The sequence below is a fragment of the Pseudomonas sp. CCC4.1 genome, assembly GCF_035019225.1.
In the GTDB taxonomy this organism is placed as follows: domain Bacteria; phylum Pseudomonadota; class Gammaproteobacteria; order Pseudomonadales; family Pseudomonadaceae; genus Aquipseudomonas; species Aquipseudomonas bubulae.
The window spans coordinates 1-26,451 of record NZ_JASJWL010000023.1; the positions used below are offsets into that span (position 1 = coordinate 1).

At 60.8% G+C, this 26,451-nt stretch carries 20 protein-coding genes and 2 pseudogenes; 13 read left to right on the forward strand and 9 right to left on the reverse strand.

What is annotated here, in order from left to right:
• Positions 1 to 63 precede the first annotated feature (63 nt).
• From QN377_RS11560 to QN377_RS11575, 4 genes and pseudogenes are all read left to right on the forward strand, one after another.
• Positions 64 to 1,062, forward strand: coding sequence for an HAD family hydrolase (locus QN377_RS11560; protein WP_323567629.1), 999 nt, complete (start codon positions 64 to 66; stop codon positions 1,060 to 1,062).
• A gap of 51 nt (positions 1,063 to 1,113) precedes the next feature.
• Positions 1,114 to 2,700, forward strand: a complete 1,587-nt coding sequence (locus QN377_RS11565) for an arylsulfatase (RefSeq protein ID WP_095000495.1) — start codon at positions 1,114 to 1,116, stop codon at positions 2,698 to 2,700.
• Between the two features lie 85 nt (positions 2,701 to 2,785).
• Positions 2,786 to 5,272: pseudogene (locus QN377_RS11570) on the forward strand (fused MFS/spermidine synthase).
• A 24-nt stretch (positions 5,273 to 5,296) separates the two neighbouring features.
• Positions 5,297 to 7,619 (forward strand): annotated as a pseudogene (locus QN377_RS11575) (tetratricopeptide repeat protein).
• A 6-nt stretch (positions 7,620 to 7,625) separates the two neighbouring features.
• Here the strand turns inward: QN377_RS11575 and QN377_RS11580 are convergent.
• Positions 7,626 to 8,336, reverse strand: coding sequence for a FadR/GntR family transcriptional regulator (locus QN377_RS11580; protein ID WP_095018091.1), 711 nt, complete (start codon positions 8,334 to 8,336; stop codon positions 7,626 to 7,628).
• Between the two features lie 321 nt (positions 8,337 to 8,657).
• Here QN377_RS11580 and QN377_RS11585 point away from each other — a divergent pair, with 321 nt between their 5' ends.
• Positions 8,658 to 9,998 (forward strand): MFS transporter, encoded by a 1,341-nt coding sequence (locus tag QN377_RS11585; protein ID WP_095020979.1) that lies wholly within the window; start codon positions 8,658 to 8,660, stop codon positions 9,996 to 9,998.
• A gap of 13 nt (positions 9,999 to 10,011) precedes the next feature.
• A complete protein-coding gene (gene gudD, locus QN377_RS11590) occupies positions 10,012 to 11,361 on the forward strand; it encodes a glucarate dehydratase (RefSeq protein WP_095020980.1) in 1,350 nt (449 codons plus the stop codon).
• 557 nt (positions 11,362 to 11,918) lie between these two features.
• On the opposite strand, the gene QN377_RS11595 is transcribed toward gudD, so the two are convergent.
• The 7 genes from QN377_RS11595 to QN377_RS11625 all read right to left on the reverse strand — a co-directional run bounded on the left by QN377_RS11595 (position 11,919) and on the right by QN377_RS11625 (position 17,764).
• Entirely contained in the window at positions 11,919 to 12,329 is a 411-nt protein-coding gene (locus tag QN377_RS11595; protein WP_095000501.1) for an SRPBCC family protein, read from the reverse strand.
• A gap of 29 nt (positions 12,330 to 12,358) precedes the next feature.
• The gene (locus QN377_RS11600; RefSeq protein ID WP_095000502.1) at positions 12,359 to 12,664 is read right to left on the reverse strand and encodes an NIPSNAP family protein; all 306 of its coding nucleotides are present in this window, start codon (positions 12,662 to 12,664) and stop codon (positions 12,359 to 12,361) included.
• 65 nt (positions 12,665 to 12,729) lie between these two features.
• A complete protein-coding gene (locus QN377_RS11605) occupies positions 12,730 to 13,689 on the reverse strand; it encodes an isoaspartyl peptidase/L-asparaginase family protein (RefSeq protein ID WP_095000503.1) in 960 nt (319 codons plus the stop codon).
• Complete coding sequence (locus QN377_RS11610; protein WP_323567626.1) at positions 13,686 to 14,462, reverse strand: amino acid ABC transporter ATP-binding protein; 777 nt, start codon at positions 14,460 to 14,462, stop codon at positions 13,686 to 13,688. The genes QN377_RS11605 and QN377_RS11610 overlap by 4 nt, the downstream gene beginning before the upstream one ends.
• On the reverse strand, positions 14,459 to 15,556 hold the full coding sequence (locus QN377_RS11615; RefSeq protein ID WP_095000505.1) for an amino acid ABC transporter permease: 1,098 nt from the start codon (positions 15,554 to 15,556) through the stop codon (positions 14,459 to 14,461). The genes QN377_RS11610 and QN377_RS11615 overlap by 4 nt, the downstream gene beginning before the upstream one ends.
• A gap of 2 nt (positions 15,557 to 15,558) precedes the next feature.
• Positions 15,559 to 16,713, reverse strand: a complete 1,155-nt coding sequence (locus QN377_RS11620) for an amino acid ABC transporter permease (RefSeq protein ID WP_095018094.1) — start codon at positions 16,711 to 16,713, stop codon at positions 15,559 to 15,561.
• Positions 16,714 to 16,726: 13 nt separating this feature from the next.
• The gene (locus QN377_RS11625) at positions 16,727 to 17,764 is read right to left on the reverse strand and encodes an amino acid ABC transporter substrate-binding protein (RefSeq protein WP_322213040.1); all 1,038 of its coding nucleotides are present in this window, start codon (positions 17,762 to 17,764) and stop codon (positions 16,727 to 16,729) included.
• Positions 17,765 to 17,918: 154 nt separating this feature from the next.
• On the opposite strand from QN377_RS11625, the gene QN377_RS11630 reads away from it, so the two are divergent.
• On the forward strand, positions 17,919 to 18,788 hold the full coding sequence (locus QN377_RS11630; protein ID WP_095000508.1) for a LysR family transcriptional regulator: 870 nt from the start codon (positions 17,919 to 17,921) through the stop codon (positions 18,786 to 18,788).
• 326 nt (positions 18,789 to 19,114) lie between these two features.
• On the opposite strand, the gene QN377_RS11635 is transcribed toward QN377_RS11630, so the two are convergent.
• On the reverse strand, positions 19,115 to 19,894 hold the full coding sequence (locus QN377_RS11635; protein ID WP_095000509.1) for a DNA-binding transcriptional regulator: 780 nt from the start codon (positions 19,892 to 19,894) through the stop codon (positions 19,115 to 19,117).
• 140 nt (positions 19,895 to 20,034) lie between these two features.
• Here QN377_RS11635 and QN377_RS11640 point away from each other — a divergent pair, with 140 nt between their 5' ends.
• From QN377_RS11640 to dmpG, 6 genes are read left to right on the forward strand one after another with little or no spacing between them, the layout of a single operon-like run.
• The gene (locus QN377_RS11640; protein ID WP_322213042.1) at positions 20,035 to 21,693 is read left to right on the forward strand and encodes a bifunctional 3-(3-hydroxy-phenyl)propionate/3-hydroxycinnamic acid hydroxylase; all 1,659 of its coding nucleotides are present in this window, start codon (positions 20,035 to 20,037) and stop codon (positions 21,691 to 21,693) included.
• Between the two features lies 1 nt (position 21,694).
• On the forward strand, positions 21,695 to 22,648 hold the full coding sequence (gene mhpB, locus QN377_RS11645; protein ID WP_322213043.1) for a 3-carboxyethylcatechol 2,3-dioxygenase: 954 nt from the start codon (positions 21,695 to 21,697) through the stop codon (positions 22,646 to 22,648).
• A 17-nt stretch (positions 22,649 to 22,665) separates the two neighbouring features.
• Positions 22,666 to 23,535, forward strand: coding sequence for an alpha/beta fold hydrolase (locus tag QN377_RS11650; protein ID WP_095018100.1), 870 nt, complete (start codon positions 22,666 to 22,668; stop codon positions 23,533 to 23,535).
• A 14-nt stretch (positions 23,536 to 23,549) separates the two neighbouring features.
• Positions 23,550 to 24,356, forward strand: a complete 807-nt coding sequence (gene mhpD / locus QN377_RS11655) for a 2-keto-4-pentenoate hydratase (protein ID WP_322213044.1) — start codon at positions 23,550 to 23,552, stop codon at positions 24,354 to 24,356.
• Positions 24,357 to 24,388: 32 nt separating this feature from the next.
• Complete coding sequence (locus QN377_RS11660) at positions 24,389 to 25,327, forward strand: acetaldehyde dehydrogenase (acetylating) (RefSeq protein WP_095018102.1); 939 nt, start codon at positions 24,389 to 24,391, stop codon at positions 25,325 to 25,327.
• Between the two features lie 10 nt (positions 25,328 to 25,337).
• Positions 25,338 to 26,348, forward strand: a complete 1,011-nt coding sequence (gene dmpG / locus QN377_RS11665) for a 4-hydroxy-2-oxovalerate aldolase (protein ID WP_322213046.1) — start codon at positions 25,338 to 25,340, stop codon at positions 26,346 to 26,348.
• Positions 26,349 to 26,451 lie beyond the last annotated feature (103 nt).

Consider the following 26,451-nt stretch of genomic DNA (forward strand, 5'->3'; position numbering starts at 1 on the left):
AGATGTGTATAAGAGACAGCGAATGGCCTTCGCGAGCAGGCTCGCTCCCACTGGAGCAAAAGGATCTCGGCAAGAACGGCAGCGACTCTGCTATTCGCCCTGCCCCTGTTCGCCCTGGCTGCCGACCCGTTGCCCTCCTGGAACCAAGGGCCGGCGAAAAAAAGCATCATCGAATTTGTCGAGACGGTTACCACGCCAGACAGTAAGGGCTTTGTACAACCCGAAGCGCGTATCGCCGTGTTCGACAACGATGGCACCCTGTGGAGCGAGCAACCGGGTTATTTCGAGGAGCTGTTTGCCTTCGACGAAATCAAACGCATGCCCCCCCAACACCCGGAATGGAAAGACCAGCAACCGTTCAAGGCGGTGCTGGAAAACGACCACAAAGCCCTGGCCGAAAGCGGCATGGAGGGCCTGCTGAAAATTTTCATGACGACCCACGCAGGGCTCACCACCGATGAGTTCCGCGACAACGTCCAGCGCTGGCTAAGCAGCGCACGCCACCCCACCAGCGGCAAGCCCTACACCGAGATGGTCTACCAGCCGATGCTGGAAGTGCTGGCCTACCTGCGCAGCCAGGGATTCAAGCCCTACATCGTGTCCGGCGGCGATACCGGCTTTATGCGCGTATTTGCCGAAGAGGTCTATGGCATACCGCCAGAGCACGTGATCGGCTCCACGTTTGTCACCGAATACCAGGTCAAGGACGGCAAACCGTCAATCCTGCGCACCGCCAAAATTGCCCACAACGATGACGGCCCCGGCAAGCCGGTAAGTATCGACAGCGTGATTGGCCGCCGACCGATCCTCGCCTTCGGCAACTCCGACGGCGACCTGCAGATGCTCCAGTGGACCGCCGCCGGCGACGGCCCGCGCCTGATGGGGCTGGTGCATCACACCGACGCCAAACGCGAATGGGCCTATGACAAGGACTCGAAAATCGGCCGCCTGGACAAGGCGCTCGATCAGGCAAAACAGCAGGACTGGACTATCGTCGATATGGCGTCGCAATGGCGACGGATCTACCCGTTCGAGACCAGTGCCAACGAGCAACAGCAATAAGAAAAACAGCCGTCAGCAGTGCACCAACCAGGTCAACAAGGAGCAAGTTGCATGACTCGAACAGCCAAGTGGTTCCCCCGGCTAGCCCTCGTGGCGGCTTCGGTGATGGCGTTGTCCGCCACCGCCGTGGCCGCCGAAAAACCCAATATCCTGGTGATCTTTGGTGATGACATTGGCCAGTCCAATATCAGCGCCTACTCCATGGGTGTGGTGGGCTACAAAACCCCCAACATCGACCGGATTGCCAAAGAAGGCATGATGTTCACTGACTACTACGCAGAGAACAGCTGCACCGCCGGGCGCTCGTCGTTTATCACCGGGCAGACGCCGCTGCGCACAGGCCTGTCCAAAGTCGGCATACCGGGAGCACCGGTAGGCCTGCAAAAGCGCGATATCACCATCGCCCAGGCGCTCAAATCCCAGGGCTACGCCACTGCACAATTCGGTAAAAACCACCTGGGCGACCGCGACGAGTACTTGCCGACCAATCATGGTTTTGACGAGTTTTTCGGCAACCTCTACCACCTCAATGCCGAGGAAGAACCCGAACGCCCGTACTGGCCCAAGGATGACCCGGCTTTCGTCAAGGCCACCTCGCCCCGTGGCGTGATCCACAGTTTTGCCGACGGCAAGATTGAAGACACCGGAGCCCTGACCGCCAAGCGCATGGAAACCATCGACGACGAAACCACCGCGGCCGCGCAGGAGTTCATCGAAAAGCAGGCCAAGGCCGACAAGCCTTTTTTTGTGTGGATGAACACCACGCGCATGCACGTCTTTACCCACGTGCGCGACTCGATGAAGGGCCAGAGTGGTATGCCCGGCAACGAGTACGCCGATGGCATGCTTGAGCATGACGGCGACGTCGGCAAACTGCTGAAAACCCTCGATGACCTGAAAATCGCCGACAACACCATCGTGGTCTACACCACCGACAACGGGCCGAACCAGTTCTCCTGGCCGGACGCGGCCACCACGCCGTTCCGGAACGAGAAGAACTCCAACTGGGAAGGTGCCTTCCGTGTCCCGGCTATCGTGCGCTGGCCGGGGAAAATCAAGGCTGGCGAAGTGAGTAACGAGATGTTCTCGGGGCTGGACTGGTTCCCGACCCTGCTCGCGGTGGCTGGCGATGCCGATGTCAAAGACAAGTTGCTCAAGGGCTGGGCCCCGGTGGCAGGTGGCAACAACTTCAAGGTGCACCTGGACGGTTTCAACCAGCTGCCGTACCTGACCGGCGAACAACCCAAGGGCAATCGCAACGAGTTCTACTACTTCAACGATGACGGCATGCTGGTATCGATGCGTTTCGACAACTGGAAAGTGGTGTTCTGCGAGCAACGCGAACCGGGCGGTTTCAAGGTCTGGAGCGAACCTTTCGTATGCCTGCGGGTGCCGAAAATCTTCAACCTGCGCATGGACCCGTTCGAACGGGCTGACGTGGTCTCCGATCAGTATTACGACTGGAGCACGAAAAACGTCTACTTGAACGAACTGGCAATCATGAAGGCGGCCAACTTCCTGGAAACCTTCGTCGATTACCCGCCGAGCCAGAAGCCGCCAAGCTTCAGTATCGATCAGGTACGGGCAGCGGTAGACGCCAAGATTGCGGAAAAAATGAAAAATCAGCCAGCGCAGTAAACCTGCCCTGTGAGAGCGGGCTTGCCCGCTCCCACACGGGGTAACGATTCCTTCCCGAATTCCTTCTGCACAAGGCTCCCGCGCAATGCCGTCACCCTTACCGCCCAGCCGTACTGCATTGTCTGCCACTGCCTTGCTGCTATTTATTTCCGGTACTGCCGCCCTGATCTATCAGGTGCTGTGGATCAAACAACTGTCGCTGGTGATCGGTGTCGAGGTGTACGCCATCACCACCGGCATCAGCGCCTTCTTTGCCGGGCTGGCCCTTGGCGGGCTGCTGTTTGGCCGCTGCGCCGACCGCCTGGGCAAACCCTTGCTGTTATATGCGGGCCTTGAAGTGGGTGTGGCCGTGCTCGGCATCGGCGCCACGCTGGGGCTGGGTATGGCCGCGGCGCCATTTGCCTGGCTCGAACAACGGATCGGCCTGCCCGCCTGGTTACTGCCATTGCTGCTGGTGGGGCTGCCCGCCCTCTTGATGGGCGGCACGCTGCCAGTGCTGATACGCGCACTGGCATCCGAGCCGCAACATCTGGGCCAGGCCGGTGGCCGCCTGTATGCCGCCAATACCGGCGGGGCGATTGTCGGCACTCTGCTGACCGCTTTTCTCCTGATTGCCAGCCTCGGTGTTTTCGCCAGTGCCGTTGTAGCCGCCGCACTCAACCTGATTGCCGCCGCGGGTGCCCTGTGGTTGCAACGCGGGCAGCACACCATTGTCGCCGATCCGGTGGCGACCAGCGCGGCACACAAACCGGCCCGGCTGGCCATGGCCCTGTATGCCATCGCGGGCGGTGTGGCACTGGGCTACGAAGTGGTCTGGTCGCAATCGATCGTTCAGTTCATGAGCACCCGTACCTACGCCTTTGCCGTGGTGCTGGCCACTTACCTGACCGGACTGTTTATCGGCAGCAGCCTGATGGCGCGCCGGGTTGATCGGCTACGCGATCCCTGGGGAGTGTTTGCCTTGCTGATTGCCGGGGCCGGACTGGTTGCCCTGCTGGAAGTTGCCCTGCTCGGACGCTGGCTGATCCTGCTGCAAACCCAGGCAGAGACTGCGGCACTGGCCTTGGGTGGCAGTGTGTTGCTGGGCATGAGCGCCCGCTTCGCAGTGGCTGCACTGAGCATTGTGTTTATCCCTACGTTGCTGTTGGGCGCAGCGTTCCCGATAGCCCTGCGCCTGTGCGTCGGCCCCGGCCGGATCGGGCGGGATGTCGGTGCAGTCGTGGCGTTCAACACGCTGGGCGGGATCGTCGGCGTTGCCCTCTGCGGTTTTGTCCTGATCCCCTGGCTGGGGCTGGTACATACGCTCGGCATGCTGGCAGTCATCGCCGCTGCAGTAGGTTTGATCGCGGTACAGCAGGGGCACCGGGTCAAGAAAGGCCATCGCCAGGCAGTCGTTGCGTTCAGCCTGGCAGCGCTGCTGGTAGCCGTCTTAACGCCGGTTGAGCGCCTCGCCGAACTGCTGCCCGGAGCCCGTAACGGTGAGCTGGTGTTTTACCAGGAAGGTCGCGGCGGCACCGTCGCCGTCGTGGCCCAGGGCAAGGGTGAACGCAGCTTCCACCGCCTGTATATCCAGGGCGTATCCAACACCGGTGATGCCATGCCGTCGCTGCGCTACATGCGTATCTAGGCCCTGTTGCCGCTGTTGATCCACAACGGCGAACCACGCTCGGCGCTGGTGATCGGCTTTGGCACCGGGATCACTGCCGGGGCCCTGTTGAGTTACCCGGGACTGGAACAACGGGTGGTGGCCGAGTTATTGCCCTCGGTGGTCAAGGCTTCAACCCTGTTCAAAGGCAACTTCGCTGCGGCTTCCAACCCCGGCTTGCAGGTGCGTTTGCGCGACGGTCGCCAGGAACTTCTGCGCAGCGAGCAGCGCTATGACCTGATCACCCTCGAACCACCACCGCCCTCCGCCGCCGGCGTAGTCAATCTGTACTCGCGGGACTTCTATCAACTGGCTGCACAGCGCCTGCACCCGCAAGGGATAGTTGCGCAATGGCTGCCGTTGCCGACGCAGAATATCGACGACTCGCGTTCGCTGGTGCGCAGTTTTCTCGACGTGTTCCCTTACGCCACGCTATGGACCAGCGAGTTTCACGAAATGCTGCTGGTGGGTTCATTGCAGCCCATTGAACTGGATGCCGCGCGCATCAGCGCCCGTTTCGGGCAACCGGGTGTACGCAGCGCCCTGCAGGATGTGGGCGTCGCTTCGCCAGCGGCACTGCTGGCAACCTGGGTGACCGACCGTGAAGGGCTGGTGCGCTTTGCTGCAGATGCGCCGGCCGTCACGGACGACCAACCGCGTATCGAGTACGCTCCGTGGGTGCGCAGCAAAGAAATCAGCCGGGTGCTGCCGGCGCTGCTCGATCTGCGCCAACCGATACCTTTGCTCAACGCCGCCCCGGAGTTTGTCGAGCGCATGCACAGCCAACAGCAACGCCTGATGCAGTTTTACAGTTCCAGCCTGCATGCCTATGATGGCGACCGCGAGGCATGGAGCCGGGATATCCGTGAAGTAATTCGTGGCGATGGCGCCAACCCCTATTACCGCTGGTTTGTCGGTGAACGCTAGAGCCTTTTGGATACGGAAGTCGCAATGCCCAAAACTAAAACTATAAAAGCTGCAAACCCACCTGATTCGCGCCCCACCCTGATGAGCCGTTACCTGTTACCCGTAAGCGCAGCCGTGTTGCTGGTGGTGCTGGGCGGGTTATGGTTTTATCTCAGCCGCCCGGCGCCGGTGTATGAGCCCAAGGTGCTGGCCACGGCTGCGGTGGCCGAGCCCGTCGCCCCGGCGCAGATGGTCGACGAGCAACAGTGTCAGGGTTGTCACGACGCCCAGGTTAAGGACTGGCAAGGCTCTCATCATCAACTGGCCATGCAGGTGGCCGCGCCGCAGACCGTACTGGCCGACTTCAGCAATGCCACGTTCAAGGGCGAAGGCGAAAACAGCCGGTTTTTTCGCCAGGGCGACGAGTTCTGGGTCAATACGCCGGGGCTGGATGGCAAACCCGCCGACTTCAAGGTCGCTTACACCTTCGGCATTGCGCCGTTGCAGCAGTATTTGATCGAAGTTGGCGACGGCAGACTGCAAGCCCTGGGGGTGGCCTGGGATACCGAAAAACACCGCTGGTTCCATCTGTACCCAGGCCAGGGGGTGAGCTTCAAGAACCCGCTGCATTGGAGCAAACCGAACCAGAACGCCAACTTTATGTGCGTCGAATGTCACACCACCGGCTACAAACGTAACTTTGATGCCGCCAGCAACAGCTTCAACAGCCAATGGAACAGTCTCGGCGTCGGTTGCCAGGCCTGTCACGGCCCGGCGTCCAGCCATCTGCGTGCTGTCACGGAAAACAACCCGTTGCCCCACAGCGGCTTTGACGTCGACCTTAAAAGCAAGGACGCCACGGTAGAACTCGAAACCTGCGCCCGCTGCCATGCCCGCCGCGCCCCGCTGGGCGATGGCTTTACCGTGGGCAAGCGGCTGATGGACGACTACCTGCCCAGCGTACTGACCCGCGAGCTGTACGCACTGGACGGCAAGATCAAGGACGAGGTGTTCGAACACGGCTCGTTCCTGCAAAGCAAGATGTTCGACAAGGGCGTGCGTTGCAGCAACTGCCACAACCCCCACAGCACCGAACTCAAGGCAGCGGGCAATGCACTGTGCCTGCAATGCCACAACACGGCCGGCAAAGCAGCCATTGCCGGGATTGATGGCAAGGGCCTGCAAGCGAAGAACTATGACGCCATCGACCACCATCGCCATGCCGAAGGCCAACCGGGCTCGCAATGTGTGGATTGCCATATGCCCGGCAAGTTCTACATGGGCAACGACTATCGCCATGACCACAGCTTCAGCATCCCCAACCCGGTGCGGGCCAAAGCCCTGGGCACAACGGATGCCTGCCTGGGCTGCCATCAGGGCAAGGCCGGTGACAGGGTGACGGAGCAGTTCAAGCTCTGGACCGCCCACGATGCACCGCAAGCAGCCCGGTACGATGAAAGCCTGTGGCTGATCCGCGGCGGCCGGCCGGGTGCTGCGCAGGCGCTCTACGAGCAATTGCGGCGCAGCAACCTGCCAGCGATTCAACGCGCCACGTTGTTGGCTGAACTGGCCAACTACCCCAGCGAATCCGCACTGCAACTGGCCAGCAAGGACCTCAACCACCCTGCCCCGCAAGTGCGTGAAAGCGCGGTGCGGGCAGTGAGCGCTTTCTTGCCTCCGGCAGAGCGGGTCGCGTTGCTCAGCCCATTGTTGAGTGACAGCGTGCGTGCAGTGCGCATCATCGCCGCGCGCAACTTGCAGGGCGCTGCGCGCAATGGCCTGGGCACGAATCAAGTGGCGTGGGACAAGGCCATCGGTGAATACGAAAGCGTGCAGCTGAGCCTGGCCGAACGGGCCGAGTCCAACCTCAACCTGGCCATGCTGTATCAGGCCAGCGGGCGCAATGCCGAGGTCGAGGCCAGACTGCGCGCCGCCCTGCTGCGCGACCCGGACTTCTACCCGGCGCTGGTCACTCTGGCCCAATGGGTGGAGGCCAGTGGGCGCAGTGCCGAGGCCTCGACCCTGCTCAACGACGCGATCAAGGCACAACCACAGGCAGCGTTGTTGCAACACAGTCTGGGGCTGGCATTGATTCGCGGTGGCCAGCCCGAACAAGCGATGAAAGCTTTGCAGCAGGCCGTAAAACTGGAACCGGACAACAGCCAGTACCGCTATGTGCTGGCGGTGGCCCTGCACCAGAGCGGTCAGCTCGAACAGGCCTGCGCGCAAATGGAAGAACTGCTCAAGCGCCAGCCGGCGTTTCGCGATGCCCGATTGGCGTTGATCCAGTTCTACCTCGGAGCCCAAAGCGCAGGTGGTGCTGCAAGCCTGGAAACAGATCAATCCTGAGGATATGGCGTTGAAGTGACAGCCCTCACCCCCCCGCCATGCGCTCCAGGCTGTTGCTCAAATGCAGCAGCATGGCGGCGCGGGCGGCGTCGGGGTCCTGACGGCGGATCGCGCGCAAGATCGCCTCATGTTCCAGCACAGCCATTTGCCCCAACTGCTTGAGATCGGCATCACCGCGCTCTTCACTATTGATCCGGGTACGCGGAATCACCGAACGCCCCAACTGGGCAATGATATCGGTGAAATAAGCGTTGCCCGTGGCCTGAGCGATCAACTGGTGGAAACGCAGGTCCGGCTCGACGCTGCTGTCGTTGTTGGCCAGTGAGCTTTGATGGTCATCCAGCGCCTGGCGCATCTGCAGCAGTTGCTCCTCCGTGCGCCGCCTCGCGGCCAGCGCCGCAGCCTGGGTCTCCAGGCCCAGGCGCAATTCGACGATACCGCGCACGCTGGCTGCGGTATCACGGCTCAGGTGGATACCCTGGCGCGGATCGCGCTCAAGCACGAAGGTACCAATGCCGTGACGGGTTTCGACCAGCCCGGATGCCTGCAATTTTGAAATCGCTTCACGCACCACCGTGCGGCTTACACCGTGCTCGCGCACGATGGCCGACTCGGAAGGCAACTTCTCGCCGGGCGCCAGTTGGCCCAGCAAAATTCGCTGGGTCAGCTCGGCCACGATGTCGTGGGCCAGGCCCGGTGAACGCTTGCGCAGCGGCGCACTCTGGGGGTCATGCATGGGGCAAATCCATTCGTACAAGACCGCTTGATACTAGCACCCCAACATGTATGACAAGCTATATAAATCTCAGAAAACCTTGGGTTTTGAACGAGTTCTGCCCCCCAGGCAGATACGTTTCCGAACCTGACCTCTGGCTTTAAAATGCTCTAAACAGCGATAAAACCTCATAAAAGGTATCTAAAGCTGCATCTTTTATAACTTTTTCGTTTGTTTCATGGCATTGCTAGGGAAAAAACCAACTCGTATGATGTCTGGCAACTGCAGGGCCATCTGCAGCACACACAACCCGCATAAAAATAATCAGTGGGGCTTTGAATTGTGAACACTTCCAGCAATCCGTCTGCTGCGTACGCCAACGACCCCGTCCTGGCGCGTGCGATCCAAAAAGTGAAGAGGCATGTACTGCCACTTTTCGTCATCATGTTTATCGTCAACTACATCGACCGGGTAAACATCGGCTTTGTGCGCAGCCACATGGAGCACGATCTGGGCATTGGTGCCGCCGCCTATGGTTTCGGTGCCGGGCTGTTTTTCATTGGCTACGCACTGTTTGAAGTGCCGTCCAATATGCTGCTGCAAAAAGTTGGCGCCCGCATCTGGCTCACCCGAATCATGTTCACCTGGGGTATCACCGCCACCCTGATGGCCTTTATCCAGAACGAAACCCACTTCTATATCCTGCGTTTTCTGCTTGGCGTCGCCGAAGCGGGCTTCTTCCCGGGCGTGATCTATTACTTCACCCGCTGGCTGCCGGGCGCCGAACGCGGCAAGGCGATTGCCATCTTCCTCAGCGGCTCGGCACTGGCCTCGCTGATCTCGGGACCACTGAGCGGCCTGCTGCTGCAAATCACCGGCATGGGACTGCACGGCTGGCAGTGGATGTACATCATCGAAGGTATGGCCTCGGTGGTGCTATGCGTGTTTGTGTGGTTCTGGCTGGACTCAAAACCCCATGACGCCAAATGGCTCAGCCTTGCAGAGCAAGATGCGCTGGTTAACGAAATTGACCGCGAACAGCGTGAACGCGATGCCGCCAACACCGTCAAGCCGACCCTGGGCATGCTGCTCAAGGACCGCCAGATCATGCTGTTCTGCGCGATTTACTTCTGTATCCAGCTGACCATTTACGCGGCCACGTTCTGGCTACCGAGCATCATCAAAAAAATGGGTGACCTGAGCGATATCCAGGTGGGCTTCTACAACTCGATCCCGTGGCTGATTTCAATCATTGCCATGTATGCCTTTGCCTCGCTGGCCAGCAAATTCAGGTTCCAGCAGGCCTGGGTGGCGGCCGCCCTGGTGATTGCCGCCATCGGCATGTTTATGTCCACCACCGGCGGGCCGATCTTTGCGTTTATCGCCATCTGCTTTGCCGCCATCGGCTTCAAGTCGGCCTCGGCGCTGTTCTGGCCCATTCCCCAAGGCTACCTGGATGCACGTATCGCGGCGGCAGTCATTGCCTTGATCAATTCCATCGGCAACCTCGGCGGCTTCGTCGCCCCCACCACCTTCGGGTTTCTGGAACAAACCACAGGCTCGATCCAGGGCGGGCTCTATGGCCTGGCCGGCACGTCGATCATTGCGGCACTCATTGTGTTCTTTGCCAAAACCAAACCCACACCCACGGCCGTGACCCCCACCGCCCTGCAAACTGCCTGACAAGGACCAGACCATGAATGCCGACCATCAACACCACGCCAGCCAAGCTCCGATCGTGACCAGCCTGCAGGTGATCCCGGTGGCGGGCCATGACAGCATGCTGCTCAACCTGAGCGGCGCCCACGGCCCCTTCTTTACCCGCAATATCGTTATCCTCAAGGACAGCAGCGGCAATACCGGCGTGGGTGAAGTGCCCGGTGGCGAACGCATCCGCGAAACCCTGGAAGACGCCCGTAGCCTGGTGATTGGCCAGCCCATCGGCAATTACCAGGCTGTCCTCAACGCCATGCGCAGCACCTTCGCCGCACGGGATTCGGCGGGGCGCGGCCTGCAAACCTTCGACCTGCGCATCACCATCCACGCCGTGACGGCAATGGAAGCCGCCCTGCTCGACTTGCTCGGTCAATTTCTGCACGTGCCGGTAGCCGCCTTGCTCGGTGAAGGCCAGCAACGGGATTCCGTGAAGATGCTCGGCTATCTGTTCTATATTGGCGACCGTCAACACACCGATCTGGCCTACCGCAGCGAAGCGGATGGCGATGACTGGACACGCCTGCGCCATGAACAAGCCCTTACCCCACAGGCCATCGTGCGCTTGGCGGAAGCGGCACAGGCCCGTTACGGCTTCAACGACTTCAAGCTCAAGGGCGGCGTGCTGCGCGGCGGCGAAGAAATCGAAGCGGTCACTGCACTGGCCGAGCGTTTCCCCGATGCCCGCATCACTCTGGACCCTAATGGAGCCTGGTCTCTCAAGGAAGCCATCGCCCTGTGTCGCGACCAGCATCGGGTACTGGCCTATGCCGAAGACCCTTGCGGCGCCGAAAACGGCTATTCGGGGCGCGAAGTCATGGCCGAGTTCCGCCGCGCCACCGGCCTGCGCACCGCCACCAACATGATTGCCACCGACTGGCGCGAAATGGGCCATGCGATTCAATCGCAGGCCGTGGACATCCCATTGGCCGACCCGCACTTCTGGACCCTGCAGGGCTCGGTACGCGTTGCGCAGATGTGCCACGAATGGGGCCTGACCTGGGGCTCGCATTCCAACAACCACTTCGACATTTCCCTGGCCATGTTCACCCAGGTTGCGGCTGCAGCGCCGGGGGATATTACCGCCATTGATACCCACTGGATCTGGCAGGACGGCCAGCGCCTGACCCGTGAACCGCTGAAAATTGTCGACGGCCATATCAAGGTTCCGACAAAGCCTGGCTTGGGCGTGGACATCGACATGGACGCCGTGGCCAAGGCTCACGAACTGTACAAAGGCATGGGCCTGGGTGCCCGGGATGACAGCGTGGCCATGCAGTACATGATTCCCGGCTGGAAATACGACAACAAAAAACCCTGCCTGGTGCGCTGAGTCGCTTATTAGAGCGTGGCAACTGCCACAAGGCGCCAGCGATTGGCGCCTTTTTATTGCCCGAAAATTGGATCCAATATCAAATTTCAGGCAAAAAAAAGCCCAAGTAGCTGATGGAAACTTGGGGCTTAAAAATGCATAAACCGTGGTAGGTGAACGCAGGGCGATCTTACCCTATCGTAACAATCAGTAACAAGTGATTCTGCACATTTTATTTCAAGGCAATACTGACCTAAGTCATTAAATAGCCACACTTTTTAAGATTTAGTTGATTTGAAATGGCCATCACGGCACGGATAACGGGTATTTTCAACCCACTTTTGCGCTTGCATTTAATGTGGGAACTGGGCTCGAGCGATTCAGGCGACGCGGTTCAGTTGGTAGACCGCATCGATACCTTCGCGAGCAGGCTCGCTCCCACAATAATGATCAGGCAAACCTCATTTATGTGAGCACAACATGCCGTGTGGGAGCTGGCTTGCCTGCGATTCAGGCGCTGCGGTGTGCCCGTCGAACCGCGTCGATACCATCGCGGGCAAGCCCGCTCCCACAACAAATCAGCCTGCGAAATTGCCGCTCAGCGCCGCCAGCCCACCCTGATAGACCCCGGTAAACAGCTCTTCGGCAGCTTCAGTGCTTACACCTGCCGGGGTGAACTGCCCCGACCAGGTCACACGGGCGCCGTCGCCCAGCGCTTCAACGCGCAAGGTCGCCAGGTAGTCGGTCACCGGAAACGGCGCCTCGACAATGGAGTAGCTGTAGGTCTTGCCGGCATTGTCGAATGTTTGCAGGCGCTCAACGATCACCGTGCCATCCACGGTCTGCAGATGGCGCAAGCGCCCGCCTTCGCCAGCTTCGCTGACGGCAACCAGGGGCAACCAGTCCGGCAGCGAGTTGAAACCACCGATCAATTGCCAGACCTGATCGGGTGAAGCGGGAATATCAATAAATGCGGATGCAGTTGCCATAGGGGCATGCCTCTTTGAAGAAGTGGGGGTTAGTCGAAAACCGGCCTGAAAAAGCTGCGCTCGTAACTCAGGATACAGCGATTATCTTCAGCCAGTTTGAACGCGGCAATGCATTCGGCATCCGTTTTTGAGCGTTCGCGGTAGTCTTCATAGGCTGCGAGGCTGGGGAAGGTAAACATGGCCAGAGCAATGTTATTGGCACCTTCCGAGGGCAGGAAGTAACCGTGATGCTGGCCGCCAAATTTGGCTACCAGCGGGATCCAGACTTTGGCATAGGCCTCGAATTCGGCCAGTTGGTAAGGGTCAATCACGTAACGCAGGTAGCAGGTGATCATCGATGCATTCCACGGGGCGAAAGGAGATCGAGACTAATCTCCAGCCGCCCCGCGGGTCAATTCACTCAAAGTCGATGCAGGCAGTCGTCCTCGGCATAAATGGCGGTGTGCAGGCCGCCGTCAGTATCCAGCCAGGCGCGGTACATGCCCGGCGTATTAAAGCTCAGCACGGTCTCGCCGCCCGGTGTCACGGCGACCACGCCGCCGTTACCACCGAGCTCCTTGAGCTCGCCCTGTACAACTTGCTCGCAGGCGTCTGCCAGGCTCGAACCCACCAGGCGAATGCGCGATGCAATATTGTGGGCCACCACGGTGCGCATAAAGAACTCGCCGTGGCCGGTCGCCGAAATCGCCGCGCTGCGGTCATCCGCCCAGGTGCCGGAGCCAATCAGTGGCGAGTCACCCACCCGGCCGTAGCGTTTGTTGGTGATGCCCCCGGTGGAGGTGGCTGCTGCTACATGGCCGTGACGGTCCAGGGCGACAGCCCCCACAGTGCCGAATTTTTTCTCCACACCTCCCGGCTCCAGCAACACCGTCTCCGGTTGCTGCTGTTGCGCAGCCCACTGGCGACGACGCAAAGGCGTGTCGTACCAGTCATTGCTGACATGTTCGAGACCCGCCTGTTCGGACAGGAACAAGTCCGCCCCGGCACCGGCCAGCAGCACATGCTCGCTATGCTCCAGCACCGCCCGCGCACCGCATATCGGGTTGCGCACATGATGCACGCCGGCTACGGCTCCGGCTTCCAAGTTGGCCCCGTTCATGATCGCGGCGTCCAGTTCGTGGTCACCGCTGTGGGTAAACACCGCGCCTTTGCCGGCGTTGAACCAGGGGCACTCTTCAAGCTCAACCACACTGGCTTGTACCGCATCCAGACTGCTGCCGCCCTTTTCCAGGACATCGACACCCGCCTTGAGCGCCTGCAGCAGTGCTGCGTGGATCGCCTGTTCGTCTTCGCGGGTCAAAACACCGGGCATCAGCACACCGGCACCGCCATGCAAGGCCATCGCAATGGATTGGGTCATTGGGCATGCACTCCGTGATTGATGATCTGGCTCAAAAAACGTTGGGTTCGAGGTGATTCAGGGGCTGAGAAAAACCGCTCCGGGGGGGCCTCTTCAATGATTTCACCCTGATCCATAAAGACAATGCGGTCGGCTACCTTGCGTGCAAAACCCATTTCGTGGGTCACGCAGATCATGGTCATGCCTTCCTGGGCCAGGCCGGTCATGACGTCCAGCACTTCCGCGATCATTTCCGGGTCCAGGGCCGAGGTCGGCTCGTCAAACAGCATGACCTTGGGTTGCATGCACAGCGCCCGGGCTATGGCGATTCGTTGCTGCTGACCACCGGATAACTGCGACGGAAACTTGTTGGCGTGGTCGCGCATCTTGACCTTGTCCAGCAAGCCCAGCGCTCGTTCAATGGCCTCAGCCTCGGGCACGCCCAGGTTGGAAGTCTGCGGTAACGTGCAGTTTTTCAGCACCGTGAGGTGCGGGAACAGGTTGAAGTGCTGGAAGCACATGCCCACCTGGCGGCGGATGCGCTCAAGCCCCTTGAGGTCGCCGTCAAGTTCCTCGCCCAGCACGACAACCAGGCCCTGCTGGTGTTGTTCCAGCTGGTTGATGCAGCGGATCAGAGTTGACTTGCCGGAGCCCGAAGGCCCGCAGATCACTACTTTTTCCCCGGCATGGACATTCAGCGAGATGTTTTTCAGCACATGGGCATTGCCGAACCACTTGTTCAATTGTTCGATGCGTACCATTGCGGCGGCATCAGCCTTGGGTTTGCTGATCATGAGCGGCTTTGCTCCATACGTTGTTCAAGGTGTCGGGCATAGCGCGACAGTGCAAAACAGATGACGAAGAAGTAGATCGCCAGGAAGACGTAGATTTCGTGGCCGTACTCAACCCATTCCGGGGCGACGGCGGTGCTCATGGCGATACCGACGATGTCCAGTACGCCGACGATCATCACCAGCGTGGTCTCTTTGAACAGGCCGATAAACTGCGTGAGCAAGGGCGCAATGGATTGCTTGAGCACTTGCGGCAAAATGATCTGGCCCATGGTTTTCCAGTAACCAAAACCCAGCGCCATGGCCGCCTCGTATTGGCCCTTGGGCAGGTTCTGCAAACCCCCGCGCAGGGTTTCAGCCATATAGGCGGCGGTAAACAGGATCAGCACCAGTTGCACCCGCAAGAGGATGTCGAAGGCCGAATCCGGCGGCAGGAACAGCTGAATCATCAGCGAAGCCATAAACAGCAGCGAAATCACCGGCACCGAGCGCACCAGCTCGATATAGAGCACGCAAAGCATGCGCACCACCGGCAGTTTCGAACGTCGGCCCAGCGCCAGCAAAATCCCCAGCGGCAGCGCGAAAATCATCCCGGCGGTGCCCAGAAATACTGTCACCAGCATCCCGGCGAACTTGGTCGAAGACACCTCGGGCAAACCGGCACCGCCCTTGAGCAGCCACCACATCACGATCGGCAGCAACGCCAGATACGCCAGCAGCAGGCGACGGTCCAGGCGCTTGAAAAACAGCAAGACAAACGCCGCCCCTGCCAGCACCAGTGCCAGGCTTACCCGCCACTGTTCGGCTTGCGGATAGAAGCCGTACACAAACAGGTTCCAGCGTTGGGTAATCGGCAACCAGCAGGCGCCGCCGGGGTTGCAGTCTTTGGCACTGCTGCCGATGAAGGTGGCATCGAATACCAGCCAGTTCAGCGCAGCAGGAATGCACCAGCACAGCAGCGCCAGCACGCCCAGGGTCAGCAGGCTGTGGCCCACGCTGGGGAACAACTGGCTGCGGCTCCAGGCTGCGGCGCGCTGTACCCAGGGCAAGCGCGGCGGTGCCAGCGGGACTGCCAGTGCCTGATTCATTGCGGTCATGTTCAGTGCCCCCTCTGGCCGATACGGTGGTTGTAGATGTTCATCCCCAGGGAGATCACCAGGCTGATCAGGCAGTAAGTGCCCATCACCAGCGCGATGCATTCAATGGCCTGGCCGGTCTGGTTCAGGGTTGTTCCGCCGGTGGACGACACCAGTTCCATAAAACCGATGACCACCCCCAGTGAAGAGTTCTTGACGATATTCAGGTACGTGTTGGTGATCTGCGGGATCATCGGGTAGATGGCCTGGGGTACGATCAACTGGCGCATTGTGGAACCGGATTTGAAGCCGAGCGCCCTGGCCGCTTCGTACTGGCCGCGGTGTACCGACTCAATCGCGCCACGCACAATCTCGGCGATATAACTGGCGCTGTAGAACGACAAGGCCAGGCATAACGCAAGCATCTCCGGCACCAGGGTGATTCCGCCCTTGAAACCGAAACCGCGCTGCACCGGTACTTCCCATTGCACATGGGCATCACTCAAGGCATACACCAGCACGGGCAGCAGCACCGCCCCGGCCAACAGCGCGGGCCAGCGTCTGCAGGCAAAACCGCGCCACGGCCCGCGGGCTTCCTTCAAGCGGCAAAACACATAAGCCAGCAACGTGCCCAGCAGCATGAGGAAAAGCCCCCAGCCGACCACACTGCCCTGTTCGAGCCAGGGCAGTGTGAGGCCGTTGTTGTTCAGAAACACCACGCCAAACAGCGAGGCCGAGTGCTTGACCCCCGGCAGCGCCAGCACCAGGCCGTACCACCAGACCAGATGCACCACCAGCGGCACATTGCGCAAAAATTCGATGCAGGTGCCGCTCAGGCGCTTGATCAGCCAGTTGTCCGAGACGCGCGCCATGCCCAGCGCACCTCCCAGCAGGGTCGCCAGCACAATGCTCAGCACCGACACCAGCAGCGTGTTGAGCAAGCCCACCAGATAGGCGCGGGCATAGGTCGCATCCGGGGTGTAATCAATCAGCGAGAAGCTGATGTCATAGCCTGCGCGCTGGGATAGAAAACCGAATCCCGAGGCGATATTGAGGTTCTTCAAGTTCAGCGCGGCGTTGCTGGAGAGCAGATAAAACACCGCGGCAACCAGAGCCAGTACCAGCCCCTGCTGCAGCACGCTCGACAGGCGCAGATTGGGCGAACGATGGGTCGACATCACAGAAATCCCCTCAGCGAATCGGCGGCGCGTACATCAGGCCATGGTCTTTCCAGCTGCGGTTGAGGCCGCGCGGGATGTTCAATGCCGTCTGCTGGCCGAGGTTACGGTCGTAGATTTGTGCGTAGTTGCCGACTTGCTTGAGGGCGCGATAGGCCCAGTCACTGTCCAGGCCAAAGGACTTGCCGATGGTGCCTTCGGTGCCCAGCAAACGGGCGATATCGGTGGATGCGCTCTTGTTGCCACGCAACTCGTCGACGTTATCCGAGGTCACGCCCAGTTCTTCGCCGGTCATCAGGGCATAGGCGGTCCAGGTCACAATATTGCGCCAGACCGTATCACCCTGTGCGACAAAGGCCCCCAACGGCTCCTTGGAAATCACCTCGGGCAGCAACGCATAGTCCTTGGGGTTGTTCATCAGCGCCAAACGCGCCGCCAGCCCCGAAGAGTCATTGGAAATGGCGTTACAGCGCCCGCGCTGGAAGGCAGCGTAGAGTTCGGGGCTTTTTTCGATGACCACGGTTTTGTAAGTCAGGCCACGGCGGCCAAAATAGTCCTCCAGGTTTTGCTCGGAGGTGGTGCCCGGTGACAGGCAGAAAGTGGCACCGTCCAGGTCGGTGAGTTTCTCGATGCCGTCGGCTGCGTGGGTCATAAAGCCCTGGCCGTCGTAGAACCAGACCGTGGTGAAGTCCACGCCCAGGTTGGCTATGCGTTCAGCGGTCCAGGAAGCGGCACGGGACAGAATATCGATCTCCCCGGAAGCCAGGGCAGTAAAGCGGTTTTTGGCGGTGGTGGTCAGGTACTCGACCTTGTCCGCATCCCCCAGCACCGCAGCGGCCACAGCGCGGCACAGGTCTACGTCCATACCGGTCCAGCGGCCCTTGTCATCGATCAGCGAAAACCCCGGTTTGTCACCTGCGACCCCGCAGCGCACGCTGCCATGGGCCTTGACCTTGTCCAGCACACCTGCCTGGGCAGCCTGGGCACCGGTCAACAGCAGGGACAACAGCGGAGCCCCCAGCAAAAGCTTGGCCCTATTCAATTTGTGCATATCATTGCCCTTTTAAAATTCTTCTTGTTATGTCTGTCAACCACAATCCAACGGCAGGTGGCGGTTTAGGTGCACAATAAAGACGGCGGCATGGCGCGGATAGCGGCAATTGATCCACTATGCTGGACGGGCTATCGAATATTGGAATAAGTCTATGAACATTGACTGGTACGAAGATTTTCTCGCCCTGGCCGATACCGGCAAGTTCACGGCCGCGGCCAGCATGCGCAACTCATCGCAATCGGCGCTGAGCCGACGCATTCAATTGCTGGAAGCCCACCTGGGCGCGACCCTGATCGACCGCGAGCGCAACCCGGTGCGCCTGACCGCTGCTGGCGAAGCGCTGCTGCCCAATGCCGTTGAGCTGGTACGCATGGCCCGCGACTGCGAGCAAAGCGTCAAGGTGCTCAACCGGCCGCTGACCTTTGCCTCGCTGCATACTCTGGCGTGCAACTTTTTCCCGGGCTGGATCAGCCAGTTGAACAGCCCGCAGGCGCCGCTGTTCACCCGTATCGACACGGGCTATCGGAGCACCGACGACTACTACATGGCGCTGATGTCCGGGCGCTGCGACTTCATCCTGTTCTATCGCGACACCAAGACCGCACCCTACTCGCGCCAGAGCGAGTTCGAGGTCAAGTCCCTGGGTCATGACGAGCTGTACTGGGTGGCCACTCCGCAACTGGCGGCGCATTGCACCCAGACCGACGAACCGATCCCGCTGCTCAGCTATTCGCGCAGTGCGCAATTGCATGAACTGTCGCGTACCCAGATCAACCGTCACCCCCAGCCTCAGCGTTTGCTGCAGGTATTCGAGGCCACGGTGTCCGAGGCACTCAAACCGATGGTCGCCAGTGGCCAGGGGGTGGCGTGCATGCCCCACAGCATGGTGGCGCCGCTGATTGAGCGCGGTGAACTGGTGCGCGTGTACCCGGACATGGAGTCCGACCATCTGGAAGTGATCCTGGTGCGCTGGCGGGACAACCGCAACCCCCAGGCAGAAGCGCTCTGGCAGCGCCTTTAGCCACACGCACCCCCTTTGTGGGAGCGGGCTTGCTCGCGATGGCAGCACCGCAGTTTACCTGCCGCACCGAGGCGTCTGCATCGCAGGCAAGCCAGCTCCCACAGGTTTGGCACTGTTCACACTCCCAGAGCCTTCACGCTGTTGGCGCAACAACCGTGAGCCAGGAGCAAGCCCCTTTGTGGGAGCGGGCTTGCTCGCGATGGCAGCACCGCAGTTTGCCTGCCGCACCGTGCGTCTGCATCGAAGGCAAACCTGCTCTCACAGGTTTGGCACTGTTCACATGGCCTGTGCCTTAACCCCGTGAAAATCATATGAGCCTGAGAAGGCTATTGAACCAACCCGACCTGAATCTTTTCCACCACCTCCTGCATCGCCGGTAAGAACCGCCGTGCAGCTTCCTCGACCGGCATGGCCTTGGCGATATACACCAGGTTCAGGCAACCCATCACCCGCTCCTCATGCATCACCGGGATCGCAATCGCCGCGATCTTGCGCTCTTCTCCCCAGTGCGCGTTGTTTTCGCCATAGCCCTTGCTGCGTGTGTGCTCCACCAGTCGCTCGACGAATCGGCGATCCGCCGCCAACGCCGACTGCGAGTCGTCCCGACTGATCATCAACTCGATCAATTCTTCCCGCTCGGCCGGCGGGCAAAACGCAAAGTATGCCCGCCCGGTCGCGGTCATCAGCAAGGGTAAGCGGCGCCCCACCATCGAACGGTGAAACGACAGGCGACTGAAACGGTGAGTGGTTTCGCGAATCACCATCGCGTCGCCATCCAGGGTGCACAGGTCGGTGGGCCAGGCCACTTGCTGGAGCAATTGACCCAGCAAGGGCGCAGCAATCGAAGAAATCCACTGTTCATCGCGAAAGCCTTCGCTCAGCTCACGCACCTTCAGGGTCAACCGGTAGCTGTCATCCGATTCACTGCGGCGCACGTAGCCTTCGGCCTGCAATGTCTCCAGTAAACGACGCACGGTAGTACGGTGCAAACCGCTCTGCTCGGCCAACTGAGCCGTACTGGCGCCCCCGTCAAAACGGTTGAGACCGTTGATCAGTAACAACCCGCGCATTAGGCCCCGCACGGCCTTGTATTCGGTTTCGCTCATGTGTTTCCCATTATTTTTATCGGTAAATCAACGATGTGCACTGAGTGCACCCTAGCAAGGGTTCTCGTTGTTCACCAGCTTCGCGATTTCCATACTGCGCCCAACAAGAAATCCAAAAAAAGCGCTGTACGGAGATACCCATGAGTTCTGCACCCACTGCTTCCACCTTGGACCTGAGCACCGATATCGCCATTGTCGGAGCGGGTCCTGTCGGGCTGATGATCGCCAATTACCTGGGCCAATGTGGTGTAAACGTCACCTTGGTGGAAAAGCTCGACAGCCTGATCGACTACCCGCGCGCCATTGGCCTGGACGACGAAAGCCTGCGCACATTCCAGGCCGTCGGCCTTGCCGATAACGTGCTGCCGCACACCACGCCCTGGCATGCGATGCGCTTCATGACGCCCAAAGGTCGCTGCTTTGCAGACATCCAGCCCAAGACCGATGAGTTTGGCTGGTCCCGCCGTAACGCCTTTATTCAGCCGCTGGCTGATCGCGTGCTGTTCGAAGGCCTGCAACGCTTTGACAACGTCAAGGTACTGTTCGGTCGCGAACTCGAAGGCTTCGAGCAAAGCGACAGCGGTGTGCAACTCACACTGAAAAACGCCGAGGGTCGCAGCGAACGCCTGCAGGCCAAGTACCTGATTGGCTGCGATGGCGGCAACAGCCTGGTGCGGCGCAGCCTTGGCATCAGTTTTGAAGGCAAGACTGCGCCCAATCAGTGGATCGTCGTGGATATCGCCAACGACCCCCTGAGCACACCCCATGTGTACCTGTGCTGCGACCCGGTGCGCCCCTACGTGTCCGCCGCCCTGCCCCACGGGGTGCGTCGCTTTGAGTTTATGGTAATGCCCGGTGAGACCGAGGCCGAGCTGAGCAAGCCCGAAAACATGCGCAAGCTGCTGGCCAAAGTGCTGCCGGACCCGGATCGCATCGAGCTGATTCGCAGCCGCGTCTATACCCACAACGCCCGCCTCGCAGGCCGCTTCCGTCAGGGCCGGGTACTGCTGGCCGGGGATGCCGCGCATATCATGCCAGTCTGGCAGGGCCAGGGTTACAACAGCGGCATGCGCGATGCCTCCAACCTGGCCTGGAAACTGTCACTGGTGATCAAGGGCCTGGCCAATGACCGCCTGCTCGACAGCTATGAGCTGGAGCGCCGGGATCACGCCAAGGCCATGATCGACCTCTCGGTACTGGCCGGCCACGTACTGGCCCCCCCCAAGCGCTGGCAGGGCACCCTGCGCGATGGCGTGTCGTGGCTGCTCAACTATGTGCCGCCGGTCAAACGCTATTTCGTCGAGATGCGCTTCAAGCCCATGCCGCAATACAGCCGTGGCGCTCTGATCGTGCCGAGCGAAAAAGGCTCGCCGGTGGGCAAGATGTTCATTCAGCCCAAGGTACTGACCGACGCCGGTGCGACCGTGCTCCTCGATGAAGTGATCGGCGAGAATTTCGCCTTTATCGCCTGGGGCTGCGACCCGACCTGGGGCCTTACGACGGCGCAGATTGCTCAATGGAAAACCCTGGGCACGCGGTTTATTCAAGTGCTGCCGGATGTCCAGCTCAGGGCCCCGAGCGACGCCGGCAACGACGTGATTCGGGTCGGCGACAGCACTGGCCGCCTGCGCGAGTGGTTCGCCCGCGGCTCATCGTCCATTGCCCTGCTGCGCCCTGATCGCTTCCTCGCCGGGCTGGCCACACCGCAAACCCTAGGCAAGGCCTGCAATGAACTGGCCCAGGTGCTCAACGCGCAACCACACATTCAGGTGACACCAGCCGTCAGCAAGGTGGCTTGAGATGAGCGCCTATTTGCACTGTTTGTCACACACGCCGCTGGTGGGCTACGTCGACCCGGCCCCCGAAGTGCTGGCCGAAGTGGACTGCATGATCCGCAATGCCCGCGAACGCATCGCCCGCTTCAATCCGCAACTGATCGTGCTCCTGGGGCCCGATCACTACAACGGCTTTTTCTACGACGTCATGCCGCCTTTTTGCATTGGCATGGCCGCCGATGCCATCGGCGATTTCGACACCACAGCCGGCCCCCTCGACGTACCCAAAGCCCTGGCCGAAGCCTGCGCCCAAGCCGTCATGGAGGCTGGTATCGACACCGCCGTGTCCTACCGAATGCAAGTCGATCATGCCTTTGCCCAACCCCTGGAACTGTTGCTGGGCGGGTTGCGCACCTGCCCGGTGATTCCGGTCTTCATCAATTCGGTAGCCGTGCCCCTGCCCGGTTTCAAGCGGGCACGACTGCTGGGCGAGGCCATCGGCCAGTGGGCCAGATCACTGGACCTGCGCGTGCTGTTCCTGGCGTCCGGAGGCCTGTCCCATCAGCCTCCGGTGCCAGAACTGGCCAAGGTCGATGCCCGCATGGCCGACCGCTTGATGGGCAGCGGCCGCCAGTTGCCCGCCGATGAACGCGCCGCACGCCAGCAGCGGGTCATCCAGGCCGCCCGGCACTTCGTCGAGGACCAGAACAGCCTGCACCCGCTCAACCCGGTCTGGGACCAGCAGTTTCTCGACACGCTGGAGCAGGGCCGCTTGAGCGACCTCGATGCACTGGGCAATGACGCGCTGTCGGCGCTCGCCGGTAAATCGACCCACGAGGTGAAAACCTGGGTCGCCGCATTCGCCGCATTATCCGCCTTTGGCCCCTACCAAACCGAAGGCCGCTACTACCGCCCGATTCCCGAATGGATTGCAGGCTTCGGCGCCCTTGGCGCGCAGCCGCTGACCCACCCCCTTTGAATTCAAGGATCACTGCCATGACTGCCACTGCCAGCGTATTCACTGAAGCCTCGACCAGCCGCTTTGCCCGTATCAAGGAAGGCGACCTGGACCTGCAATTGCACTACAACGACGTCGGCCAGGGTGCCGAGACCGTGGTCATGCTCCACGGCTCCGGGCCCGGCGCCAGCGGCTGGGCCAACTTCAACCGCAACATCGAACCGCTGGTGACTGCCGGTTACCGGGTGATCCTGCTCGATTGCCCGGGCTGGAGCAAAAGCGACCCGGTGGTGAGCGAAGGCTCACGCTCCAACCTCAATGCGTCGGCGCTCAAGGGTCTGCTCGATGTGCTGGACCTTGACCGCGTGCACATCATCGGCAACTCGATGGGCGCCCACAGCACCGTGGCCTTCGCTCTGGAAAACCCCGGGCGCATCGGCAAACTGATCCTCATGGGCGGCGGCACCGGCGGCCCGAGCGCATTTGTGCCCCAGCCCACCGAAGGCATCAAGCTGATCGGTGCGCTGTACCGCGAGCCGACCATCGAGAACCTGAAAAAGATGATGAGCGTCTTCGTTTTCGACACCAGCAGCCTGACCGAAGAACTGTTCCAGACCCGTCTGGATAACCTTCTGGCGCGCCGCGACCACCTGGAAAACTTCGTAAAAAGCAGCACCATCAATCCCAAACAGTTTCCCGACTTCAGCCATCGCCTGCACGAAATCAGCGCCGAAACCCTGCTGGTCTGGGGGCGCGAAGACCGCTTTGTGCCGATGGATACCGGCTTGCGCCTGCTGGCAGGGCTGCCCAACGCGCAGCTGCACGTGTTCAACCGCTGCGGCCACTGGGCGCAATGGGAACACGCCGACACCTTCAACCGCATGGTGCTGGACTTCCTGACCCACTGATAACCGAGACCGCCATGAACCCGACTCTCGAAACACTGGCCCAACTGGCCGCCGACCTGCGCCACGCCGAAACCCACAGCAGTGCCATCGCCCCCCTGCGCGAGCTGATCGGTGAGGACAACGCGACAGCCGCCTACACCATCCAGCAGATCAATGTCGCCCACGGCGTCGCCAATGGACGCCGGGTGGTGGGCCGAAAAATCGGCCTGACCAACCCCAAGGTGCAAGCGCAGCTGGGCGTGGACCAACCGGACTTCGGCACTCTGTTCGCCGACATGTGCTACGGCGACAACCAGACCGTACCCATCGATCGCGTGTTGCAGCCCAAGATCGAGGCTGAAATCGCCTTGATCCTCAAACATGACCTGCCCCACTCCGACACCACCTTCGACGAGGTCATGGCCGCCACCGGCTGGGTGATGCCGGCTCTGGAAATCGTCGGCAGCCGCGTGCAGCAGTGGAACATCCGCTTTGTCGACACGGTGGCCGATAACGCCTCCAGCGGCTGCTACGTACTCGGCGGCCCGGCCCGCAGCCTTGATGGGCTGGACTTGCGCAATGCGGGCATGTGCATGACCCGCAATGGTGAAGAAGTTTCCAGTGGCAGCGGCGCGCAATGCCTGGGCCATCCGCTCAATGCGGCCGTATGGCTGGCTTGCACCATGGCGCGCCTGGGCAATCCGCTGCAAGCGGGCGACATCATCCTGACCGGCGCACTGGGGCCGATGGTGGCCGTGGCCGCCGGTGATCGTTTCGACGCGCATATCGAAGGCATCGGCAGTGTCGGTGTGGACTTCTCGCAACACGGCAGCGCCGAGTAATCGGCGACTTGCGTGCAACTGAGGCAACAATAATGAACAAGAAACTCAAGGTCGCCATCATCGGCTCCGGCAATATCGGCACCGACCTGATGATTAAAATCCTGCGCAATGCCCGGCACCTGGAAATGGGCGCAATGGTTGGCATCGACCCGGCCTCCGACGGTCTGGCCCGTGCTGCGCGCATGGGTGTTGCAATCACCCACGAAGGCGTTGAAGGCCTTACGCGCATGGACGTGTTCAAGGACATCGACTTCGTGTTCGATGCCACATCGGCCGGTGCCCATGTCAAGAACGACGCTTTTCTGCGCGCGATCAAACCCGGCATCCGCCTGATTGACCTCACCCCGGCGGCCATCGGCCCGTACTGTGTACCGGTGGTCAATCTGGAGCAGAACCTGGACCAGTTGAACGTCAACATGGTGACCTGCGGCGGCCAGGCAACCATTCCGATGGTCGCCGCCGTGTCCCGTGTGGCCAAGGTTCATTACGCCGAAATCGTCGCTTCGATTGCCAGTAAATCTGCCGGCCCCGGCACCCGCGCCAATATCGACGAGTTCACCGAAACCACCTCCAGGGCCATCGAAGTGATTGGCGGTGCAACCAAGGGCAAGGCGATCATCGTGATGAACCCTGCCGAGCCGCCGCTGATCATGCGCGACACCGTTTTTGTACTCAGCGAAGCCGCAGACCAGGCACTGGTCGAGGCGTCTGTCGTCGAAATGGCGGCAGCCGTACAAGCCTATGTGCCGGGCTATCGCCTCAAGCAACGCGTGCAGTTTGACGTAATCCCTGAAGACAGGCCGCTGACCATTCCCGGACTGGGCAGATATTCCGGGCTCAAGACTTCGGTGTTTCTGGAAGTCGAAGGCGCCGCCCACTACCTGCCGGCCTACGCCGGAAATCTCGACATCATGACCTCTGCAGCCTTGGCCACCGCTGAGCGCATGGCGCTGTCGATGCTCAACGTCTGAGGGGAAAACCATGAACGATAAAAAGATCTATATCAGCGACGTCACCCTGCGTGACGGCAGCCATGCCGTGCGCCACCAGTACTCGTTGCAGAACGTGCAGGATATCGCCCGCGCCCTGGACAAGGCCCGCGTCGACGCCATCGAGGTGGCCCACGGCGATGGTCTGCAAGGTTCGAGTTTTAACTACGGTTTCGCCTCCCATACCGATCTGGAATGGATCGAAGCGGCGGCGGACGTGATCAGCCACGCAAAAATCACCACCCTGCTGTTGCCCGGCATCGGCACGGTGCATGACCTCAAGGCTGCGTACAACGCCGGGGCCCGGGTCGTGCGCATCGCCACGCACTGCACCGAAGCCGATGTGTCGAAACAGCACATCGAGTACGCCCGGGAACTGGGCATGGACACTGTCGGCTTTTTGATGATGAGCCACATGATCCCTGCCGATCAGTTGGCGGCCCAGGCCAAACTGATGGAGAGCTACGGCGCGACCTGCGTGTACATGGCCGACTCGGGCGGAGCGATGAACATGCAGGACATTCGTGATCGCTTCCGTGCGTTCAAGGCCGTGCTCAAGCCTGAAACCGAAACCGGCATGCATGCCCACCACAACCTGTCGCTGGGCGTAGCCAACTCGATTACGGCGGTTGAAGAAGGCTGCGACCGGATCGATGCCAGCCTCGCGGGCATGGGGGCCGGGGCCGGCAATGCCCCGCTGGAAGTGTTTATCGCCGCCGCCGAGCGTCTGGGCTGGAACCACGGCACAGACCTTTACACGCTGATGGATGCCGCGGATGACATTGTCCGACCGTTGCAGGATCGCCCGGTGCGGGTCGACCGCGAGACCTTGGCGCTGGGTTATGCCGGGGTGTATTCGAGCTTCTTGCGCCACGCCGAAATCGCTGCGGCCAAGTACGGCCTCAAGACCCTTGACATCCTGGTCGAACTGGGCAAGCGGCGGATGGTGGGCGGCCAGGGAGACATGATCGTCGACGTGGCGCTGGACCTGCTCAAACGCTAAGGCCTTCCTTACCCCCCCTTATAGGAGCGGGCTTGCTCGCGATGCAGGCAACGCGGTTTACCTGACGAACCGCATTGATCCAATCGCGAGCAAGCCTGCTCCC

Coding starts and splice junctions, on each gene's coding strand:
- QN377_RS11605 (WP_095000503.1), bottom strand. CDS start 13,689: ATGACCCAATCCATTGCGATGGCCTTGCATGGCGGTGCCGGTGTGCTG.
- QN377_RS11640 (WP_322213042.1), top strand. CDS start 20,035: ATGAGTTCTGCACCCACTGCTTCCACCTTGGACCTGAGCACCGATATC.
- QN377_RS11580 (WP_095018091.1), bottom strand. CDS start 8,336: ATGCATGACCCCCAGAGTGCGCCGCTGCGCAAGCGTTCACCGGGCCTG.
- QN377_RS11620 (WP_095018094.1), bottom strand. CDS start 16,713: ATGTCGACCCATCGTTCGCCCAATCTGCGCCTGTCGAGCGTGCTGCAG.
- gudD (WP_095020980.1), top strand. CDS start 10,012: ATGAATGCCGACCATCAACACCACGCCAGCCAAGCTCCGATCGTGACC.
- QN377_RS11610 (WP_323567626.1), bottom strand. CDS start 14,462: ATGATCAGCAAACCCAAGGCTGATGCCGCCGCAATGGTACGCATCGAA.
- QN377_RS11565 (WP_095000495.1), top strand. CDS start 1,114: ATGACTCGAACAGCCAAGTGGTTCCCCCGGCTAGCCCTCGTGGCGGCT.
- dmpG (WP_322213046.1), top strand. CDS start 25,338: ATGAACGATAAAAAGATCTATATCAGCGACGTCACCCTGCGTGACGGC.
- QN377_RS11615 (WP_095000505.1), bottom strand. CDS start 15,556: ATGACCGCAATGAATCAGGCACTGGCAGTCCCGCTGGCACCGCCGCGC.
- mhpD (WP_322213044.1), top strand. CDS start 23,550: ATGAACCCGACTCTCGAAACACTGGCCCAACTGGCCGCCGACCTGCGC.
- mhpB (WP_322213043.1), top strand. CDS start 21,695: ATGAGCGCCTATTTGCACTGTTTGTCACACACGCCGCTGGTGGGCTAC.
- QN377_RS11595 (WP_095000501.1), bottom strand. CDS start 12,329: ATGGCAACTGCATCCGCATTTATTGATATTCCCGCTTCACCCGATCAG.
- QN377_RS11635 (WP_095000509.1), bottom strand. CDS start 19,894: ATGAGCGAAACCGAATACAAGGCCGTGCGGGGCCTAATGCGCGGGTTG.
- QN377_RS11625 (WP_322213040.1), bottom strand. CDS start 17,764: ATGCACAAATTGAATAGGGCCAAGCTTTTGCTGGGGGCTCCGCTGTTG.
- QN377_RS11630 (WP_095000508.1), top strand. CDS start 17,919: ATGAACATTGACTGGTACGAAGATTTTCTCGCCCTGGCCGATACCGGC.
- QN377_RS11600 (WP_095000502.1), bottom strand. CDS start 12,664: ATGATCACCTGCTACCTGCGTTACGTGATTGACCCTTACCAACTGGCC.
- QN377_RS11650 (WP_095018100.1), top strand. CDS start 22,666: ATGACTGCCACTGCCAGCGTATTCACTGAAGCCTCGACCAGCCGCTTT.
- QN377_RS11660 (WP_095018102.1), top strand. CDS start 24,389: ATGAACAAGAAACTCAAGGTCGCCATCATCGGCTCCGGCAATATCGGC.